The sequence below is a fragment of the Kibdelosporangium persicum genome, assembly GCF_013280595.1.
GTDB lineage: Bacteria > Actinomycetota > Actinomycetes > Mycobacteriales > Pseudonocardiaceae > Kibdelosporangium > Kibdelosporangium persicum.
In genome coordinates this window covers 173,086-190,932 of sequence record NZ_JAAATY010000005.1, presented here as the reverse complement: position 1 = coordinate 190,932, position 17,847 = coordinate 173,086, and the positions used below count along the sequence as shown (strand labels likewise).

Here is a 17,847-nt window from a genome sequence, read left to right as displayed (position 1 = left end):
CTGCTGTCCGTGTTGTTCGTGACTTATTGCCGAGTGAGGAACTCGCCCGGCCGCAGCGCCCGGGCGACGATCCGCGTGTCGCCGACCGAACCGTAGAACCCGTGGCCGTACCGCAACGCGAACTGGGTCGCCCCGATCACGAACGGTTTGCCGAGCGTGCTGATCCCGGTCGATTCAGCGGCGGCGTTACGGGCGATCTTCGCGCCGTCCACGTACATCACCGTGCGCCTGCCGTCGTTGACGACCGCGACGTGCGTCCACCGTCCGATCGGGATGGCGTGACTCCACGACGTCGGGTCGTCGTCGACCGGCACCGGATAGACCACGAACTGCAGGAACCGTTCACCGGAGACGTTCAGGCTGCAGGTCGGCTCCTCCGGCGACCAGCCGCTGGACTTGCCCGCGTCGCCGCTGCGTCCTTCCCAGCTCAGGATGCCCATGAACGCGTGGTCGCCCTCGAAGGGCGCGGGCAGCCTGATGAACGTCTCGATGGTGTAGCCGGACTCGAACCGCATGCTGTTGATCGGGGCGGTGTTCCCGGCCCGCAGGATCGCGCCGCGGTCGGGTTGCTTGCCGCCTGCGAACGTCAGGCTGGCGTGTGCGGGCTGGTTGTCGTGGTGGTCTTGCGACCACGTCAGCACATCCGGCGTGCTTGAGTGTAGATATTGGACGGTCAGGTCGTTGCCGTTGCCCGTCAGGTCACGGGCGACGCTGCCCGGCTTGACGGCTTTGCCGTCGGACAGGCCTTCGGCGTCGAACCGCCAGTACGCCACGGTTCCGCGCACCAGCACCGCGCTCGCCGGGCGCGGCCGGGGCAGGACCGGCGGGGCGAAGCCGGCGAATCGCCGCCGGAAGTCGATCTCGACGCTGAACCGGTCGGCGTCGCCGGTCAACGCCGAGTTCTCGGTCTCCAACGGCGTGCGGTCCCGGCGCCCGAGCAGCCATGGCGAGAACGTCTCGACGTCGATGACGTTGCGGACCATGTCGAAGGTGTAGAACCGGATCATGCCCGCGCCACCGTAGTACCGGTCCTGGTAGTTGGTGAGGTGCAGGTGCACGGGATTGCCGTGGTCGTTGGTCAGCGTCGTGCGGCCGGACGGCCAGTAGTGCCCGTTCAACGTCAGGAAGATCTGGTCGTTGCGGCGGATCAACTTGTCCCACAGCCCTTGCCCGTACTGGGACAGCACGGCCTGCGATCCGCCGTCGGCGGTCACCAGCTCATGAGTGGTCAGGATCGTCGGCAGGTTCTTGTGCCGGTCGAGAACCTGTTGCGCCCACTGGAATCCGGCCGCTGACAGCCGCCAGTCCAACGCGAGCAACAGCCATTGCCGCCCGCCCGCCGAGATGGTGTGGAAGCTGTTGTACCCGTCGGGGGAGGAGCCGCCGTAGGTCCGCATCCGCCTGAACCGCTGCGGGCCGAAGGTGGACAGGTAGGGCGTGGGCCCGCGCTGATCGTCCGTTCTGCCCGGCACGTCGTGGTTGCCCGCCAGCACGCTGTAGGGCAAGGCGCCGTCGATGGTCCGGAAGACGTCGTCCGCGGTGCGCATCTCCCGTTCGGTGCCGTGTTCGGTCACGTCGCCGAGATGGGCGAGGAAGACGATGTTCGCCTCCCGGCGGCGCTGGACCAGCGCGCGCAGGCTCTCGCGGACCGGCTCCGGGTCCGAGCCGCCCTCGTCGAGCAGGTACTGGGTGTCCGGCATGACCGCGATGGTGAACCGGGTGCCGGTCCGGTTCTGGTCGGCGGCGGCTTCCGAAGTGGACAGACCAGCCACCACCGGCGCGGCGAACGCGGCCTGCAAGAGGGTGCGACGACCCAAGTTCTCAGTCATTTCTGAACAGCTCCCGGTCGGCCGGACTCGACTACGAAGGACGCATAGGTGGACTCAGGCGAGTCCCTGCGGCTGACGGTGGTGACGACGCGCAGATCCGCGGTCATCCGGTCGTTGCGGACCTCGCAACGGAAGTAGCCGCGGCGGTCACCGTCGAAGAACTTGATGTGCGGGTTGTACTTGATCATCGGGCCGTAGTACGGGCCGTACACCTGACCGTCCCCATTGGACGAGATCGACGTGCCGACGAACTCGGTCGCGACAACGGGGGAGTCCGGCCGGTCGAAGTCCCTGTGGATGTCGTTGACGAACGTCGAGTGCCAGTCCCCGGTCACCACAACGGGATTGCTGACCCGGCTGTTGACCCAGGCGTCCGTCAGGCGGTTGCGCGCGGCGGGGTAACCGTCCCACGCGTCGTGCCAGAGCTTGTCGCCACTGGCGCCGTCGTGGTCGAGCCTGCCCACCATCACGTTGCTGCCCAGGATGTTCCAGCGGGCCTTGGAGGCGGCCAGTCCGCTGTAGAGCCATTTCTCCTGAGGGAAGCCCAACATGGTGACGTCAGGGGCGTAACCACCGGTGCACGCGTCGGCCTCACCCCAGCCGCACGGCGGAACACTGCGGTACTGCCGCCCGTCGAGCAGATCGAGCTGCACGAGCCTGCCCCAGTGCGTCCGCCGGTAGATGTGCGAACGCAGCCGGACCGGCTGGTGCTCGTACCAGGCCTGGTAGGCCGCGGCACGCAGGCCGGTGATGTCGCCGGCGTGCTCCTGCTTCGTGCCCGCGTAGTCGTTCTTCACCTCGTGGTCGTCCCAGGTGACCAGCCAGGGGAACCGGGCGTGCGCGGCTTGCAGATCCAGGTCGCTCTTGAACAAGGCGTACTGCATCCGCCAGCGTTCGAGGTCCTGGGGCGCCTTGCGGAGCGTGTCCGGTGTGCTGGTCTTCCGGTAGCCACCGTCCGCCGGGATTCCGCCTTCGTAGACGTAGTCGCCCAGGTGCACGACCAGATCGAGGTCGTCACGAGCCATGTGCTGGTACGACGGGTAGTAACCGCTGGTCCAGTCCTGACAGGACGCGAAGGCGAACGCCAGTTTCCCGCCGGGCCGGTGTTCCGGCGGCGTGGTCCGGGTCCGGCCGGTCGCGGAGACCTCCTGGCGGTAACGGAAGCGGTAGAACCACTCACGGTCCGGCGCGAGGCCGTCGACTTCGACGTGCACCGAGTGCGCCAGTTCGGGCAGTGCCCACGCGGTGCCGTGCGCGACGATCCGGCGGAACCGCTCGTCCGTGGCGACCTGCCACTCCACCGGAACCTTGGTACGCGGCATGCCACCGCCGGGCAGGAACGGCTCGGGCACGAGCCGCGTCCACAGGACGACCCCGGTGGACGTGGGGTCTCCGCTCGCGACACCGAGCGTGAACGGGTAGCCACCCGGCTTGGGTGAAGCGGCGGCGGAATGCGCGGGTACCTGGGCGATGGCGGCGGCGCCGGCGAGGGCCAGGAATCTTCGCCGGGCGAGTGATGTGGTCACCGGCACTGTCTAGCCGGTGTTGCTTGCTGGTAGATGAACCTTCGACGTCCGTTCTCAGAAGGACGGCGGTCATCAGGCTGCGGCGTGGTGACCCCGCCGGCCCGTGACCACCACGGCGTTCACCGGTTCCCGGCCGCGTGGGCGACGGTGCCGAGGGCGTCCGTGAGCGCGGCGGCGGGATCGGCCGGAGCGGTGCGAGTTCGCCAGGCGATGTAGCCGTCCGGGCGGACCAGTGTGGCGCCGTCGTCGGCGACGCCGTACGCGTCGCGGAACGCGTCCGGTTCCAGCGGGTCGGCGTCGGTGCCGATGTGCACGAACGTGGCGGCCAGGCCCAGTTCGGCGGTGGCGTGCGCGAGAGCGGCCGACCATTCGCCGTCCTGTGACAGGAGCACCCAGTCGTGCCCGAACAGGTCCAACATGGATCGCTCGGCGCCGTTGGCGCGCACACGAACGTGCGGCGCGCGGGTTCCGGGCTGTCCGGCCCAGAGCTCCGGGCGCCGCGCGGGTGGCAGTTCGCCGGACGCACCGAGCACGGCGGCGGAACGGTAGATCTGGCCGAGTTCCATGGCTTGCTCGTCGATGATCTGGACATCGGACGTCGGGGTCCGGATGTGCGCCTTGTAGTCGGCGCGGGCGAAGATCTGCTCGTGCCGCAACCAGGCGACGGGTCGGCGTTCGGCGTCGTAGCTGTCCAGAAGGTCTGGTGTGGACTGTCCGGAAAGGACGGCCGCGAGCTTCCAGGCGACGTTGTGCGCGTCCTCGATGCCGGTGTTGGCGCCGTATCCACCGCGGTTGGGCGGAAGCTGGTGCGCGGCGTCGCCGGCGAGGAACACCCTGCCGGAGGAGAATCGGTCCGCGATCGACGCGGCCAGCTCCCAGCGTCCGGTGGTGATGAGCTCGACCGGTAGATCCGGCAGTCCGGTCGCCTGTCGCACGAGCGTGTACTGCTGCCGTTCGTCGAGGTCGACGTCGTCGGCCACCATCAGCACCCACCGCCCGTCGGAATAGGTGGTGAGAAACGCCTTCAGGTCCGGTTGCTCGATCTCGAACTGCACAACGCCCTGGTCGAGGTACTGCTCAAGAGGGGCGCGGAACAGGATACTGCGCTGCACGGACAACACGCCTCGCCCGTCGCGCCCGATTCCCAGCTTCTCCCGCACGAAGCTGCGAGCGCCGTCGGCAGCCACCAGGTACCGCGCGCGAAGACGGTACTCCTGCCCGCCGCGGACGCTGAGTGTCGCGGTCACGCAGTCGTCGTCCTGGGTGAACCCGGTCAGCTCGGTGTCCGGCCGCAGATCGGCCCCGAGTTCGACGGCCCGCTCACGCAGGATGGGCTCCAGCCGGTCCTGTGCGATGGCGGTCCCCCGCACCGGCGAATGTCCGGCTGTCGCCGCACGGTTGCCCGGCGTCCAGGGGTATTCCTCGTGCCAGTGGCCGGCCAGGCTTTCCACCCGTGCTCGGCGTGGCGGCCCTTCGTGCCGTGCCGGCGGCAACTCGATGCCCGCCGCTCGGAACAGTTCCACCGTCCTGGTCGTGTAGCCGATGGCCCTGGGGTGAAGCGAGCTGCCCGCGTGTTTTTCCACCACAACGGTGGGGACGCCGCGCCAGGCCAGGAACACGGCGGCGGACAGCCCCACGAGGCTGCCGCCGACGATCAGGACGGGAATCGGTTCGTCTTCGCTTGTCATGGTGATCGGCTCTTTCGGCAGGCGGGTGGTCGCGCCTCCAGAAAAACACAACTGAGTAAAAACTACAAGCGACTTAAGATTTTAATCCAGTAAGCGGTGGTGTTAGGGTGACGTCGTGAGTTCCTTGCCCGTCGGCCGCCGCGAACGCAAGAACGTCCAGACCAGGCAGGCGTTGGCCCGTGCCGCGCTGCGGCTGTTCCTGGAGCGGGGATACGACCAGGTCAGCGTCAAGGAGATCGCCGACGCCGTGGACATCTCCGTGCCGACGGTGTTCAAGCACGCGCCCGACGGCAAGGAGTCGTTGATCTTCGACGACGGCACCGAACGCCGGGAGAGCTTGCTCGCCGCAGTGCGCGAGCGTCCGGCAGGGCAGTCGGTGATGGCCGCCTTGCGACAGTTCATGGCCGGTCGCGGCCCGTTCGCCGCCGACCCGGCTCCCGAGTTCGCGAGCAAGACCGCGCTGATCATGAACACCCCGGCGTTGCGGGACTATTCACGCAAGCTCTGGATCCGCTGTGAGGGGCCGCTCGCCGAGGTGATCGCCGCGGAACTCGGCCGCCCCGCCGACGACATCACCGTGCGTGCCATTGCGCGCTATGTGCTGGAGATCCCTCAGTTCGTCGGCGCTGAGCCCGACCCGCGCGCCGCCCTCGACGCCATCTTCGACCTGCTGGAACACGGACTGTCCGGCGCGTGCTGACCGGCGTCGGCGGGCACTCACCAGGGCAGCCGCCGGCCGGAGACGACCTCCACGGAGATACGCAGGTAGAAATCCTCGGCGTCCGGATTCCACGGGCGTAGGCCCAACTGCCGGACCACCTCCACTTCCGCGGGGTCGGCGACCTTCATAGCGTGCCCGATCGCGACGACGCTCCATCCACTTCGGACACGGTCCTCGGTGAACTCGTCGGCCTCGAAGGCGACGACCTTCCCGGCGGCCGCGAGGGCCAGCCGGGTGTGCGCCGCCGTCCTGATGATCACCGAGCGCTCGTGCAGCGCGAAGGTGACCGGCTGCACGGCAGGCAGCGCGCGGTCGGTGTAGACCACCCGGCCGATCGGGACCTTGGCCAGCAGACGGAGGCACTCCGGCCCCGAGAGCAGTTCCAGTCCCGCGGAGTCCACGTGACGCAACCCCTCCCATCCTTCCCCTGGGTGAACCCGGCACCAGAAGCCGGCTGGGCCCGATCCTGCCTGGTCGATCGACGTGGCAACCGAGTCGAAAGTCCCTAATCGCCCCCGGCGCTGCCGTGTTGTCTCCGACATGTCCGGGGCTTCGCCCGGACGCGTGACAAACGTGGTTCCGCCGGCCCAGCCCCGGCTACTACCGTGGGCGGGTGACAATCCGGGTCTTCCTGCTCGACGACCACGAAGTCGTTCGCAAGGGTGTGGCCGCCCTGCTCGGTACCAATCCGGATATCAGCGTGGTCGGCGAGGCGTCGACCGTGGCGGAGGCGCTGGCGGCGGTGCCCGCGCTGAACCCGGATGTGGCCGTGCTGGACGTCCGCCTGCCCGATGGCGACGGCGTCCAGGTGTGCCGTGACCTGCGGGCCGAAATGCCCGATCTGAGGTGCCTGATGCTGACCTCGTACTCCGACGACGAGGCCTTGTTCGAGTCGGTCATGGCAGGCGCCGCGGGCTACGTGCTCAAGGAAGTGCGTGGCGGCGATCTGGTCAGGGCCATCCGGACGGTGGCGCAGGGCGGCACGCTGCTCGACGCCACAGCGACCACGCAGGTGCTGACGCGGCTGCGCCGGGGCCCGACCGACAAACTTGCCGACCTCACAGAGCAGGAGCGCAAGGTGCTCGAGCTGATCGGCGAGGGGCTGACCAACCGGCAGATCGCCGAGCGGCTGTTCCTGGCGGAGAAGACCGTGAAGAACTACGTGTCGAACCTGCTCGCCAAACTCGGCATGCGACGCCGCACGCAGGCCGCCGTGCTGGCCACGGAACTGCGGCAGAACCGCCGCCGCCCGTAGTCAGTCCAGCGGGACATTCCACCGCAGTTCGGTTCCCGGGTTCGCCGGAGTGAGGGTGAACGAGCCACCCAGCCGCCGGGCGCGCACGGCCATGTTGTTCAGCCCGCTGCGGCGCCCGCCCGCCGGTACCCCGATGCCGTTGTCGATCACGCGCAGGGACAGCTCGTCGCCGGCGGTGACCTCGATCGTCACCGAGGTCGCGTGCGCGTGTCTGACCACATTGGACAAAGCCTCGCGCAGCACCGGAAGCATCTGGTCGCAGACGTTGCCGGGGACTGACGTGTCCACCGGGCCCAGGAACCGGACCGACGGCTTGAACCCCAGCGTGGCCTCCGCCGTCCCCGCCACGGTCAGGACCAGTGACCGCAGGCTCTCCACCGGTGGGTGCTGTAGCGCGAACACCGTCGTCCGGATCTCCTGGATCGTTTCGTCCAGATCGTCGACGGCCGACCGGATGCGGGCCGCGGCGTCCCCGGGGTCGGCGGCGATGACCGACGCGGCAGCCTCCAGCGCCATGCCGGTCGCGAAGATCCGCTGGATGACCAGGTCGTGCAGGTCCCTGGCGATCCGGTCGCGGTCCTCCAGCACCACGAGCCGCTGCTGGTCGGCCCGCGCGGCGGCGTACTGCAACGCCAGCGCGGCGTGTGCGGCGAAGGAGTTCAGCAGGTCCAGATCGGCCTGGCCGAACAGCGGCTCCGTACGCAGGCGGCACAGCAACAGCACACCGAGGGTCTCGGTGCCCGCGGTGAGCGGGACGATCGCGGCCGACCCGAGCGGCTTCAGTTCCGACGGAGCCACCGAGCCGCTGTCGCCCTGCCAGGCCGCGGCCGCGTCACCGTAGTTGTCGATCAGCAGCGGCTGACCGGAGCTGAAGACCAGACCGGACGCGGTGCCCTCGATGGTGATCGACGTGCCCGCCAGGTGCTCGGCGCCTTCGACCACAGGGAAGAACAGCGTTCCCGGGGCGTGCTCGTCCGGCAGGGCCAGAGCGGCCAGCGGCGCGCCCGCCACCTCGCGGGCCCGGTGGGTGACCAGTTCCAGCTCGGATCCGTTGCCCGCCAACAAGGTCGCGGTGATCTCATTGGACGCGCGCAGCCAGGCCTCCCGCCGCCTCGACTCCTCCAGCAGCCGGGTGTACTCGTGCGGTGTCTTCTGGCCCACGCCACCCAGAGTAGTTGGACTCTGTCGGCCACGTCCCGGGTGGACGAGAGTGGTGCCTTTCAGGGATGTGCCAGTCACATTCGAGGAGGGACTCCCATGATGGTGGCAATCAGATTCGGCACACTGGTCCGCCTGCTGGCCACGGTGCTGCTGCTCTCGTTCATCCTGTTCGCGTTGCTGACCTGTCGGTCCACGGCGGGCGCGCCCGAGCCGCCGCCGGAGCCGGCACCGACCAGACAACAACGCTGAGCCCGCGGGGCGGATCGGCCGTGTGCCAGGGGTGTGCGTGGCCCCTGGCCTGTTGTGGCACCTCCGCCGAAGCGAACGGCCACGACCGTCCGAAGTGGATCGCCGCGCGCTGTTCACGCCAGGAACCCCAGCCTGTCCTTGCGTACCGGATGCGCGAAGCCCGCGCCGGACACCCACCGGTCGAGCTCGGCGATGGCGGTGTTGGCGAGCCTGCCGAACTCGTTGCCCTGTGAACCGGCGAGGTTCGGGGTGATCAGTACATCGCTGTTGTCCCACAACGGGTGGTCCGGCGGCAGGACCTCGGGATCGGTGACGTCCAGGATGACCCGGATCCTGCCCGCCTCCTGGACGAGGGCGTCCTGATCGACCACGGCGCCACGGGAAGTGTTGATGAGCACGGAATCGGGCCGCATCATGCCCAGCAGCTCGCGGCTGACCACTCCGCGCGTGTCGGGTAACAGCGGAGTGTGGACGGTGACCACATCGCTGCGCGTGAACAACTCCCTCAACCCGACCGGCTGCACACCGAGGACCGCGGCCTCTTCTTCACTCAGGGACGGGTCGTGCAGCAGCAACCTCAGGTCGTACGGTCTGAGCAACTCGGCCACCCGCCGCCCGATCAGGGAAGCGGAGAGAATGCCGACCGTCCGGCCGAAGTTGCCCACGTCCTTCGGTGTGCTCAAGGACGGCTCGGGCCTGCGCTTCTCCCGATAGTCCATGGCCCGTTCCAGCACGCGCTTGCCACTGAGCAGGATCATCGCCACGGTGTACTCGGCTACCGGCAGGGCGTTCGCCGCAGCCGCGGAGGTGACCTCGATCCCGCGTGCCCAGCAGGCGTCCGTGACGTGCCCGCGCACCGATCCCGCGGTGTGCACGATGGCCTTGAGCCTCGGCGCCGCCTGAAGGACCGCTTCGTCGACCGGCGGGCAGCCCCATCCCGTCACGAGGACGTCGACTCTCGCCAGCACCTCCCTCGCCCGCGGCGTGCCGAAGTCGTCGAGCACGGGCGACGGCGCCACCTCACAAACCTTCCTCAAGGCCGCCATCGCACCCCTGTCGAACACAGCGGCAGCGGCTTGCGGCGACATCGCCAACGCGGCGTACGGACGATCAGTAGGCATACGGACATCGTGGCCTATGAGTCACGCTGAGTCACGGCAACGGTTCGAACAATCCGGACATCACGATCCGGCTGGGCGACGGCCTAGTGACCTTCCTCGACGGTGAAGGGACCGTATTTCCACGTGATCCGCTTGGTGCCACCGGTCGGCCAGTCCTTGGAGACGTGCCTGCGCCGGTGACCGAGCGCGCCGAGGTCCTCGACGAGGTCCTTGGCGTCGACGATGTACTTGGCCTCGACGGGCGTGACCGGCACGATGTCGAAGTACTGCGCGTCGTCACCGCCACGCCAGTCGACGAACTCGGTGAAGATCGTCACGAACTGCTGACCGCACTCGGGACACCGCCGCAGCGAGACGATGAAGTGCGAATCGGACACGATCGACCGGGTCGTCTCCAGATTCTTGACGCAGTACTCCAGCACCGCCTCGGCGTCCTCGCCGTAGCACTGCTCACACCCCAGATCCATGCCAGAAGGCTGGGTCGTGTTTCAAATGCCCGATCGCGATAGCCGGGCCGGATGCGGCCCCTGACGCCACCGCGGGACCGCCCAAAGACAACCAGTATTCGCGGCGATCCCGCGGCGACGCCAGGAACCGCCCCGATCCCGACTCTCATCGACCGGGACATTCGAAACACGACCTAGGCGTATCACCGTAGGTAGTCGACGGGACACGGTGTGCCGTTTATTGTTCGCAACTGTGCGGGGTGACAGTGGGGTCCGGCTGACGGCCGTCCTGCGTGTGCGGGAGTTCCGGGGGTTGTGGCTGGCCGAACTGCTCTCGGTCGGCGGAGACCAGTTGGCACGAGTCGCCGTCGCGGTCCTTGTCTACCGGGAGACCGCATCGGCGACGTGGACGACGCTCAGTTACGCGATGACGTTCCTGCCGACACTGCTTGGCAGTGTTCTCCTCGCGAGCCTCGCCGACCGCTTCAGGCGACGTGAGTTGATCGTCGCGATTGACCTGTGCCGGGGACTCGTCGCCGCCTGCATGGCTGTGCCAGGGTTGCCACTACCGGTGCTTGGGGTACTCATCGCGTTGCTGTCGTTCGCCGGGGGACCGTTCAAAGCCGCACAGCTTTCCCTGATGTACCAGGTGCTGGGTGAGAACTACGTCCGTGGCCTGGCCATCCGCACGATCAGTACGCAGCTGGCGCAACTCGTGGGGTTCGCGGCCGGGGGAGCGGTCCTGACGGTGGTCAGTCCGTATGTCGTGCTGGGGCTCAACGCGGCGACGTTCCTCATCGCAGCGGCGCTCGTGGGGCGCACGGTGACCAGCCGTCCTGTCGTGGCGGGAGACGAGCGGGATGGCACAGGCGCGGTCGGGCGGATGATCTGGCGCGACCCGCGGTTGCGTGGCCTGATCGCCCTGGCGTGGATGGTGGGCCTGTTCGTCGTGCCCGAGGGGCTCGCGGCTCCCTATACCGCCGAACTCGCGGCCGGTGTGGTCGCGGTCGGGTTGCTGATGGCGGCCGACCCGCTGGGCAGCATGGTCGGCGCATGGGTGTCCGGGCGGATGACCGAGTACGCCAGGCAGCGCATGCTCGTGCCGTTCGCCGTCCTCGCCGGGGTTCCGCTCGTGCTCTGCGTGCTGCAGCCCGGCGTGCCGGTGTCCGTTCTCCTGTTCGGGATTTCCGGGGCCGCGTCGACCGCCTATCTGATCGAGACCCAGGCTGCTTTTGTCAAAGGGATACCCGAGCATTGCCAGGGGACCGCGGTCGGTCTGGGCAGCGCGGGTGTCCAGGCTTCCCAGGGTGTCGCGATCGCACTCGGCGGTGTGGTGGCCGACGCCGTCAGCCCGAGCACGGCCATCGCACTGGCCGGTCTCGCCGGTGCGGCGTTCGCCGTTCTCGTCGGTGTGTCGTGGCTTCGCGCCCGCCAGGGGTGATGCTTCGGCCTCGCGACGACAGACGTCCGGCGAGCGCGAGGCGCACGCTGAGTGCTCACCAGTCCTTTCCGCGCATCGGTGTCACCTCCGTTCCACTGCTAGTACGTTTCGTGTCCGGGCAGATACACTGTTCGATCGGCGGGAGGTGACGAAGAAGTTGTGACTATGGTCCGCTTTCGAGGCCGACGGCACAAAGGGCTCGTGCGCCCCACGAGCTGGTCGTTGTGGTCGCTCCCGCGACATATCGTCTGTTACGTCCTTGTCGTCGACGTGCTCGCGCTCATCATCACGGCGTTGTTGCTCGTCACCAATCCGCCTGCCGGGCGGGATCTTGTCATGGCCGCGGCGATCATCGGGCTAGGCCTGGTGAACGGCGAGATATCCCGGCATGTCGAGCGTATGCGGCGGAGATTCTCCGACACCCCGCACGTCAATCTCACCTCGATCTGGACCGTCGCCGCCGCGCTGGTGCTCTCGCCCGGACTCGCCGCGGCCGTTGTCGCGGCGCTGTATCTGCACCTGTGGATTCGCAGCTGGTATCGCGTCCGCGGCGTGCACGCCTATCGGCTCACCTTCAGCGCGGCCACCATTGTCCTCGCCTGCCACGCGGCCACCGGAATCCAGCAGCTGCTCGGGCCCGAAAGCCTCGTGAAAGCGGAGTTCCCCGCCGCGCTGTGGGGTATTCCGCTGGCCGTCGCCGCGTTCTCCGCGGTGAACACCGGACTGATCGCGGGCGCCATCGCCCTGTCCGAGCGCACGCTCAAACCGGTGCGGATTCTGGGCAGCTGGCACGCGAACGCGCTGGAGTTCGCGACGATCTGCCTCGGCGCGCTGGCCGCGATCCTGCTGGCGTGGAAACCACTGCTGGTCGCCCTGTTCGTCCCCGCGTTGCACGTGCTGCACCGCAGCCTGCTGATCCGCCAGTTCGAGCAGGCCGCCGCGACCGACACCAAGACCGGCCTGCTCAACGCCGCGGCCTGGCACACCGTCATCACCAAGGAGTACGACCGGGCCAAACGCGAGGGCACGTCCCTCGGCGTGCTGATGATCGACCTCGACCACTTCAAACAGGTCAACGACGGCTACGGGCACCTCGCCGGTGACCAGGCGCTCGAGGCGGTCGCCAACGCGCTGCGGGCGGAGATCCGCCGGTACGACGTGGCCGGCCGGTTCGGCGGCGAGGAGTTCGTCGTCGGCCTGCCCGAGGTCGGCGACAAGGAGATCATCGAGATCGGCGAGCGCATCTGCGAACGGATCAGGACGCTGCGTGTGCCGGTGAACGGCAACGACGTGGTCACCGGCCTGACCGTGTCGATCGGCGCGGCCTGCTACCCGGCCACCCGCGGCGGGCTCGACCAGCTGCTGCTGGCCGCCGACCTGGCCGCGTTCGGCGCCAAGGACGCGGGCCGTGACCAGGTGGTCGTCTCCCGGCCGCAGGCTAGGGGCCGCGACGCTGCCGAGCGGACGTCAGCTCGGCCTGGTGGTCCTGAGCCCACTTGATCAACGGCCGGACCGCTCTGAGCAGCGAACTGCCCATCGGCGTGAGTTCGTAGTACACCGGCTGGAACAACGCGTCCGGCGTGTTCTGCCGTTGCACAATGCCGTCCCGTTGCAGCCTCGACAGCGTTTCGGTGAGCACTTTCCTGGTCAACGGCCGGACGTGGTTGACCCAGCCGGACCGTTCCTCGGCCGCGTTGATCGCGGTCAGCAAATCGGTGAAGTTCAATGGCCCCGGCGCCAATGAAGCGAGTACCGCGGGCACCCATTGCCCGGTGAGCACCGCCATGGCGTCGAGCAGGCTTTGCCGATAAGGCACATTGCCGCTGCCGCCGCCTGTCATCGCGCCACTCCCTCCGGCCCTTCAGCGTACCTCCGAATGAGTGAAGATGACCGGGTTACCTCGAGGTGTCACGGGCTCCCACGTTGCGGTAACACGGCCCCACCGGGGTAGGAACTAAGAGGGCGAGGGCAAGGGGGGCACAGCGGCCATGACTCGATCCATCCCAGGAGCGCCATCCGCGCATCAGGCGAACCGGCGGATCTGGAGTCATGGCCGCCACCTTTCGCGTTGATCACCGGGCGCCGCGGGCAAAACACGGGAATGTCCGCCAAGGAAAACACCCGGACAAATTCACACGCACGGTGGGTCTGTTTCCGGTCAGCGCGCTGAATGCCCGGAATGCGACGGCTGCGGAGGAGCCGGGATCATTCTGTTCCGGATCTCCGCTCGGCTGTTCACCGTTGTGCCGTGCGGTGCGGCAGATCCTTGCGCAAGTGGACGATTCGGCGGCCGTTGATCTCCTCGCGGCCCGTCTCCCGGTAGCCGAGGGACTGGTAGAGCGCGATGTTGGTGGTCATCTTCTCGTTGGTGTAAAGCCGGACCGCGGTGCGGCCGAGGGCGTGCGTGCGCTCCTCGGCGAAGGCCAGCAGCCGCCGGCCGAGGCCCTTGCCCTGCGCCGACGGCCGGACGGCCACGTTCTCGATGAGTAGCACGCCGGGCTCCTCCACCAGGACGATGAGCGCGTCCAGCGAGTCGAGGACCCAGACCCGGCCCGCCTCGATCAGGGCCGCGTAGTCCGCCTTCATCGGGGCCGGTTCGCCGCCGATCACGGTGATCCACTTGGTGTAGGCGTCCCGGACGATCTCCTCGACCGCCGCACGGTCCGCTTCGACAGCTGTACGGATCATGAAGTGACTGTAGTTCGTCATCCGGTGAAGCATCGATCTCGCTACGGAGGACAACCCGGCGGTGCGCCGGCCGTCATCCCCATGCCGGGATTCCGGCACTCCGAGGGGAGGAACGATGACACGACGAACGCTTCTTGTACTGATCACCACGGTGGCCGCCTTGCTCATGCCCGCGGCGGCGAACGCCACGCAGGCGGCCTGCGGCATCACGTGGGGTTCGGCCACCAAGTCCGCGCCGCCGTCCACGACCGGGGAACTGGTGAACGTCCGATCCGGCAGTCACGAGTGCTATGACCGCCTCGTGCTGGACTTCCGTGCGCCCGTGGACGGCTTCCACGTCACCTATGTGGACCAGATGACCGAGGACCCGACCGGCGACCCGATTCCGCTGCGCGGCGGGGCGTTCCTGTCGGTCACGGCGCACGGGCCCGCGTACGACGAGAACGGCCAGCCGACGTACACGTACCCGAACCGCGACGAGCTCAACGACCTCACCGGGTTCCCCACGTTCCGCCAGCTGGCCTGGGCCGGGTCGTTCGAGGGATCGACCACGGTCGGGCTCGGTGTCCGTGCCCGGTTGCCGTTCCGGGTCCTCACCTTGCCCGACCGGGTCGTCGTCGACGTCGCGCACTCCTGGTGATTCAGAGCCCCGCGCCGTACGGGTAGAGCGGGTTTCCGTACGTGCTCGGCGGTTGCCGGCCCGCGTCGATCCGGGCTCTGATCTCGGTGCGCTGCGCGGCGGTCGCGCCGAGGTCGTAGGGCAGGTCCCAGTGTTCGGTCGCGTCCGCGGGGATGTCGCTGCCGCCTGGCCGTAACACGTCACTCAGCGCTCGCGGCAGCTGCCACGGCAGTTTGCCGCGAGCCGTGTAGTCGCCGAACAACAGGCTGGCCAACGCCGGGCCCATCTCCTCGCCGCCGCGGTAGGTGACCACGATGGCGCTCGCCAGGTCGTGCCATTCGGTGATCACGTACGGCCGTGGCATCACCAGCGCGACCACCACCGGAATGCCCTGCCGGTGGAAGTTCTGGATCACCGCGAGCTGATCGGGCGGCAGATACGGCTGTTCCTTCACCCAGTTGGTGCCATGGGTGTACGAGGCCTCGCCGACGGCGACCACCGCCAGCTTCGGCGAAGGACCGGTGTCCTGATAGACGTTCACGCCCGCTTGGGACGCTCGTGCCCTGATCGCGTCCAGGATGTTCAGCGAGCCGTACTCCTGGTGGAAGTAGCTTGTCCAGACGCAGCAGGCGTTCGAGTCCGTCGCACGGGGACCGGCCACCACGATGTTGTCACCAGGGCTCAGCCGCAGGGGCATGGTTCCCTTCAACACCGTCATGGCTTCCCGTGAGGCCTGGTTGGCCAGAGCGGTGTACGCCGGTGTGTGCAGCCGGTACGGGCCGTTCACCGGGTCACCATAGGGGTTCTCGAACAGTCCCATCTGGAACTTCAGGCGCAGCACGCGACGGACGGCGTCGTTGATCCGGGCCGCGGGGACGTTGGCGACGAACGAGCCGATGCTGAAACCGGCCGCGCCCGGGTCGGCGCCGCCCATCACGTCGGAGCCCGCGTTGGCCGCGCCGATCCAGGAACCGGACGGCAGCCAGTCCGTGGTGATCAGCCCGGTGAAACCGAGGTTCTGCCGCAGGTACGCCAGGATCTTCGCGCTGTCGCCCGCGCCGGGACCGCCCGGGTCCAGGAACGAACTGCCCGCGTAGCCGGGCATGATGTTGACCGCCCCGGCTTCCATCGCCGCGCGGAACGGCACCATGTGGTACTTGATGGTGACCGCGTCGTAGACGATCAACGCCTCACCGCCCGCGCCCTCGCCGGGCCAGTGCTTGACCGTGGCCAGCACCGACGACGGGTTGAGCTCCGGCCCACCCTGCAGACCCGCCACCAGCGCACGGACCTGTGCCGCCGCGACTTCGGCGTTCTCGCCGTTGCCTTCCTGGATGCGCGGGTAGAGCACCTTCGTGCCGACTTCGGCGAGCGGTCCGAGCACGCCGCGCGTACCGACTTCGAGTTGCTCACGGCGTTGCATGTCGCCGAGTTTGTAGTCGAGTGGGTAGTTCCTGGCCGCTGCCAACGCGCTCTGGGTCGGATACGTCGTCTTGTACCCGTGGATCGTGTCGCCCGCCGAGACGAACGGGATGCCCAACCGGGTCCCGGACGACGCCAGCAGGATGGTGTGCAGGTCCTGCGCCTCGGCAGGGCCGAAGTGCCAGCCCGCCTGTGGGAAGGCCTGTGCGTTGTAGAACATTTGGTAGGCCTTCTCCTCGGCCGTCATCCGGCCGAGCAGATCGGTGACCCTGTTCTCGACCGGCTGACGCCAGTCCTCGTAGGGCTCGATCGTGCCGTTGCGGTTGAGGTCCCGGGCACCGCCGACGATCGGCACGCCGTCGGCCACCGTCTCCAGAGTCGGCACGTAGACGCTGAACTGGCGGATGGTCGAGGCGCTGCCGTCGCTGGCCACCACGAACCACTTGTACGTCCAGCGGTCGCTGATGTCCCAGGTCGGCGTGTAGCTCGTGCCGGTGGGCTCGGCGACCTTGGTGTAGAGGTCGATCAGGTTGCCGGGCGCCGCGAAGTCGTAGTCCTCCCGACTGACGTTGATCCACACCTGGTAGCGGGTCGCGCCGGGAACCGCTGACCACGACAGAGTTGGCCGCCGAGTGGTCGTGATCATGGCGCCGTCGCCCGGTGCCGTCAGGGCGAACCGGCCGGTGTTGCCGGGCGCCTTCGTCGGCGGGGACAGCAGCGGCGGCTTGGTCGTCGTGGTGTCGACGGTGCCGAAGACCTGGAACTCCCACAGCGAGTAGCCGTAGCCGGTGGCCCGCGCGGTGCCCAGCATCCGGATGTACCGGCCGGTTCCGGTGACGGTCAGCGTCTCGGTTCCGCCGGTGCCGTTCGTGGTGGTGTGGATGGGGGTCCAGTTCGTGGCGTCGGGGGACGTCTCGATCCGGTACCCCTTGGCGTACGCGCTTTCCCAGACCAGTTTGACCTGGGTGACGGTGGCCGGTCCGCCGAGGTCGACGCGCAGCCACTGCTCGTCGCTGAACTGGCTGGACCACCGGGTCGTGGTCCGGCCGTCCAACGCGGCCGCGGGCGCGTTGCCGCCCTCCCAGGACGAGGCCGTCACCTGCTTGAACTCGGAGATCGGCGGTCCCGCCGGGGGAGCGGCGATCAGCTCGCCGAAGACCTGGAACTCCCACAGGGAGTACCCCCACGCGGTGGCCCTGGTCGTGCCGAGAATCCGGACGTACCGGCCGTTTCCCTGCACGGCAAGGGTTTGCGTGCCACCGGTGCCGTTCGCCGTGCTGTAGATGTCCGACCAGGCCGAGCCGGTGCCGGACGTCTGGACCCGGAAGGCGCTGGCGTACGCGGCCTCCCAGGAGAGCGTGATCCGGTCGATCCTGGCACTGCCGCCGAGGTCGACCTGGATCCACTGCGGATCGCTGAACTGGCTGGCCCAGCGGGTCGCCGGATCGCCGTCGGTGGCGCCGGCGGCGGGGGTGGCGTCGTTCTCGACCGACGACGCCGTTGTCGTTTTGCCTTGGGACAGCAGAACACTCGCCGCTTGTGCCGTCACGACCAACGACAGCATCAACACAGCGGCGAGCGCCAAACCGAGAACTCGGCGCATACAGGCTCCATGCAGGGTGAGAGCGCGACTGGGACCGGCACCGGCCGGTGCCGTGGGGTGCAGTCTGGGAGAGCGCTC

Annotated in this window: 16 protein-coding genes; 6 read left to right on the top strand and 10 right to left on the bottom strand. The window is 68.3% G+C overall.

Annotated features, from left to right (window positions below; all coding sequences use genetic code 11):
- Positions 1-23 precede the first annotated feature (23 nt).
- From GC106_RS11815 to GC106_RS11805, 3 genes are all read right to left on the bottom strand, one after another.
- Positions 24-1,829: a LamG-like jellyroll fold domain-containing protein gene (locus tag GC106_RS11815; protein ID WP_173128301.1), complete on the bottom strand. Its 1,806-nt coding sequence runs from the start codon at positions 1,827-1,829 to the stop codon at positions 24-26.
- Positions 1,826-3,355: an alkaline phosphatase D family protein gene (locus GC106_RS11810; protein WP_217280390.1), complete on the bottom strand. Its 1,530-nt coding sequence runs from the start codon at positions 3,353-3,355 to the stop codon at positions 1,826-1,828. Before GC106_RS11810 ends, GC106_RS11815 begins: the two co-directional genes overlap by 4 nt.
- Positions 3,356-3,474: 119 nt before the next feature.
- Positions 3,475-5,043, bottom strand: a complete 1,569-nt coding sequence (locus tag GC106_RS11805) for an FAD-dependent monooxygenase (protein WP_173128295.1) — start codon at positions 5,041-5,043, stop codon at positions 3,475-3,477.
- Between the two features lie 115 nt (positions 5,044-5,158).
- On the opposite strand from GC106_RS11805, the gene GC106_RS11800 reads away from it, so the two are divergent.
- Positions 5,159-5,743 (top strand): TetR/AcrR family transcriptional regulator, encoded by a 585-nt coding sequence (locus tag GC106_RS11800; protein WP_173128292.1) that lies wholly within the window; start codon positions 5,159-5,161, stop codon positions 5,741-5,743.
- 17 nt (positions 5,744-5,760) lie between these two features.
- On the opposite strand, the gene GC106_RS11795 is transcribed toward GC106_RS11800, so the two are convergent.
- A complete protein-coding gene (locus tag GC106_RS11795) occupies positions 5,761-6,165 on the bottom strand; it encodes a pyridoxamine 5'-phosphate oxidase family protein (RefSeq protein WP_217280389.1) in 405 nt (134 codons plus the stop codon).
- 212 nt (positions 6,166-6,377) lie between these two features.
- On the opposite strand from GC106_RS11795, the gene GC106_RS11790 reads away from it, so the two are divergent.
- Positions 6,378-7,019, top strand: coding sequence for a response regulator (locus GC106_RS11790; RefSeq protein ID WP_173128286.1), 642 nt, complete (start codon positions 6,378-6,380; stop codon positions 7,017-7,019).
- Here GC106_RS11790 and GC106_RS11785 read toward each other — a convergent pair whose 3' ends face one another.
- Entirely contained in the window at positions 7,020-8,180 is a 1,161-nt protein-coding gene (locus GC106_RS11785; protein WP_173128283.1) for a GAF domain-containing sensor histidine kinase, read from the bottom strand. It abuts the gene before it with no gap.
- Between the two features lie 96 nt (positions 8,181-8,276).
- Here GC106_RS11785 and GC106_RS11780 point away from each other — a divergent pair, with 96 nt between their 5' ends.
- Positions 8,277-8,429: a hypothetical protein gene (locus GC106_RS11780; RefSeq protein WP_173128281.1), complete on the top strand. Its 153-nt coding sequence runs from the start codon at positions 8,277-8,279 to the stop codon at positions 8,427-8,429.
- A 113-nt stretch (positions 8,430-8,542) separates the two neighbouring features.
- Here the strand turns inward: GC106_RS11780 and GC106_RS11775 are convergent, their stop codons facing one another.
- Positions 8,543-9,550: a hydroxyacid dehydrogenase gene (locus GC106_RS11775; protein ID WP_173128279.1), complete on the bottom strand. Its 1,008-nt coding sequence runs from the start codon at positions 9,548-9,550 to the stop codon at positions 8,543-8,545.
- An 83-nt stretch (positions 9,551-9,633) separates the two neighbouring features.
- Positions 9,634-10,017, bottom strand: coding sequence for a hypothetical protein (locus GC106_RS11770; RefSeq protein ID WP_173128277.1), 384 nt, complete (start codon positions 10,015-10,017; stop codon positions 9,634-9,636).
- A 232-nt stretch (positions 10,018-10,249) separates the two neighbouring features.
- On the opposite strand from GC106_RS11770, the gene GC106_RS11765 reads away from it, so the two are divergent.
- Together GC106_RS11765 and GC106_RS11760 are read left to right on the top strand one after the other, a co-directional pair.
- Positions 10,250-11,437, top strand: coding sequence for an MFS transporter (locus GC106_RS11765; RefSeq protein ID WP_173128275.1), 1,188 nt, complete (start codon positions 10,250-10,252; stop codon positions 11,435-11,437).
- 201 nt (positions 11,438-11,638) lie between these two features.
- The gene (locus tag GC106_RS11760) at positions 11,639-12,937 is read left to right on the top strand and encodes a diguanylate cyclase (RefSeq protein WP_173128273.1); all 1,299 of its coding nucleotides are present in this window, start codon (positions 11,639-11,641) and stop codon (positions 12,935-12,937) included.
- On the opposite strand, the gene GC106_RS11755 is transcribed toward GC106_RS11760, so the two are convergent.
- On the bottom strand, positions 12,876-13,277 hold the full coding sequence (locus GC106_RS11755) for a winged helix-turn-helix transcriptional regulator (protein ID WP_173128271.1): 402 nt from the start codon (positions 13,275-13,277) through the stop codon (positions 12,876-12,878). The two genes, GC106_RS11760 and GC106_RS11755, sit on opposite strands and share 62 nt — an antisense overlap.
- Before the next feature lie 395 nt (positions 13,278-13,672).
- Entirely contained in the window at positions 13,673-14,125 is a 453-nt protein-coding gene (locus GC106_RS11750) for a GNAT family N-acetyltransferase (protein ID WP_173128270.1), read from the bottom strand.
- A 115-nt stretch (positions 14,126-14,240) separates the two neighbouring features.
- Here GC106_RS11750 and GC106_RS11745 point away from each other — a divergent pair, with 115 nt between their 5' ends.
- On the top strand, positions 14,241-14,765 hold the full coding sequence (locus GC106_RS11745; protein WP_173128267.1) for an AMIN-like domain-containing (lipo)protein: 525 nt from the start codon (positions 14,241-14,243) through the stop codon (positions 14,763-14,765).
- A gap of 1 nt (position 14,766) precedes the next feature.
- Here the strand turns inward: GC106_RS11745 and GC106_RS11740 are convergent, their stop codons facing one another.
- Entirely contained in the window at positions 14,767-17,769 is a 3,003-nt protein-coding gene (locus tag GC106_RS11740; RefSeq protein ID WP_173128264.1) for a discoidin domain-containing protein, read from the bottom strand.
- Positions 17,770-17,847 lie beyond the last annotated feature (78 nt).

Excerpts from the sequence above, each read along its gene's own strand:
- GC106_RS11755 (WP_173128271.1), bottom strand. The coding sequence starts at position 13,277 with ATGACAGGCGGCGGCAGCGGCAATGTGCCTTATCGGCAAAGCCTGCTC.
- GC106_RS11750 (WP_173128270.1), bottom strand. The coding sequence starts at position 14,125 with ATGATCCGTACAGCTGTCGAAGCGGACCGTGCGGCGGTCGAGGAGATC.
- GC106_RS11770 (WP_173128277.1), bottom strand. The coding sequence starts at position 10,017 with ATGGATCTGGGGTGTGAGCAGTGCTACGGCGAGGACGCCGAGGCGGTG.
- GC106_RS11780 (WP_173128281.1), top strand. The coding sequence starts at position 8,277 with ATGATGGTGGCAATCAGATTCGGCACACTGGTCCGCCTGCTGGCCACG.
- GC106_RS11775 (WP_173128279.1), bottom strand. The coding sequence starts at position 9,550 with ATGCCTACTGATCGTCCGTACGCCGCGTTGGCGATGTCGCCGCAAGCC.
- GC106_RS11740 (WP_173128264.1), bottom strand. The coding sequence starts at position 17,769 with ATGCGCCGAGTTCTCGGTTTGGCGCTCGCCGCTGTGTTGATGCTGTCG.
- GC106_RS11805 (WP_173128295.1), bottom strand. The coding sequence starts at position 5,043 with ATGACAAGCGAAGACGAACCGATTCCCGTCCTGATCGTCGGCGGCAGC.
- GC106_RS11815 (WP_173128301.1), bottom strand. The coding sequence starts at position 1,829 with ATGACTGAGAACTTGGGTCGTCGCACCCTCTTGCAGGCCGCGTTCGCC.
- GC106_RS11745 (WP_173128267.1), top strand. The coding sequence starts at position 14,241 with ATGACACGACGAACGCTTCTTGTACTGATCACCACGGTGGCCGCCTTG.